The organism is Actinosynnema sp. NPDC023658, from assembly GCF_040639995.1.
Lineage (GTDB): Bacteria > Actinomycetota > Actinomycetes > Mycobacteriales > Pseudonocardiaceae > Actinosynnema.
The window spans coordinates 1-1,325 of sequence record NZ_JBFAAX010001319.1; the positions used below are offsets into that span (position 1 = coordinate 1).

Annotated in this window: 1 protein-coding gene; it reads right to left on the reverse strand. The window is 74.9% G+C overall.

What is annotated here, in order from left to right:
* A partial coding sequence (locus tag AB0G02_RS40635) for a tetratricopeptide repeat protein (protein WP_360806003.1) occupies window positions 1-1,325 on the reverse strand: 1,325 nt, incomplete at both ends.

Here is a 1,325-nt window from a genome sequence, read left to right on the forward strand (position 1 = left end):
TCCGGCGCGGTCTCGATCGCGGACTGGGCCTGCGCGTAGGCCTCCGCGTGCAGGTCGGGGTTCTGCTGCTTGTCGCCGCGCTGCACCAGCAACCGCGCCAGCGCCAGGTGCGTGCGCCACTTCTGCGCCGCGTCCTGCCGCTGCTCCGCGAGCCGCAGCACCGACTCGGCCTCCGCCTCGTCGCCCGCCTTGGCCAACGCCTGCGCCAGCCCGATCGCCGCGGCGCCGGAGCCGGGGTCGATCGCGAGCGCCTGCCGGAACTCCCGCTCGGCGTCGGACAGCCGCTCCTCACCGAGCTGGAGGAACAACGCGCCCAGCTCGACGTGCGCGTTGCCGTCGTACCAGTCCCGCGCCACTGCCCTGCCCAGCTCGACCTCGGCTTCCTCGTACCGCCCCATCTGGACGTAGAGCGCGCCGAGGTCGGCGTGGCTGCCGTGGTTCGGGTCGACCTCCAGCGCCTTGCGCAGGTGGTACTCGGCGGAGGCGAGGTCGCCCCGGCGGAACGCGAGCACGCCCAGGCACACGTGCGCCGACGGGTTGGCCCGCCGGTCCAGCAGCCCGCCGGCCAGGTCCTCCGCCTCCCGCCACCGCCGCTCGCCGTCCTGCCGCGCCAACGCCCACGCGAGCGCCATCGCGTAGTCGTAGTCGTCGGGGCGGTCCACCAGCGTGGCCCGGAACTCCTTCTCCGCGGTCACCAGGTCGCCGGAGGTGAACGCCACCCAGCCCAGGGCGTGGTGCGCCGCGGCCCGCTCGAAGCCGTCGCGCGAGTCGGCCAGCAACGCGGTGAACACGCGGCGGGCCTCGGCCAGGCGGCGGGCGTCGTGGTGGACCCACCCCAGCTCGAACCGCGGCCCGCGCAGGTGCGGGAACCGGGTGCAGAACCCGGCCACCCGACGTTCGGCGTCACCGAGGCGGCGCAGGGAGCGCAGCGTCGCGGAGTGCGCGACCACCGCGTCGACGTCGAACGGGTCGAGGTCCCGTGCCGCGGCGAAGTGCCGCTCGGCGCGGTCGAACGCGCGGAGGTGGTCGTACACCTTGGCCAGCAGCACGTGCAGGTCCACCGAGCGCGGCGAGGTGATCAACGCCTGCCGCGCGGTCTCCTCCGCCTCCTCGAACCGGTTCAGCACCATGAACGCGTTCACCCGGGCGTCGGCGGCGCCGACGTGGCCGCTGTCGAGCTCCAGCGCGCGTCCGGTCAGCGCCAGGGCCCGCTCGAAGTCGTCCGTGGCACAGTGCAGCCACGCCGCCGTGACCAGGGCGTCCGGGTCGTCGCCGTGGACGTCGAGCAGCCGGGTCACGACGTCGCGCGCCTCCGCGAACCGACG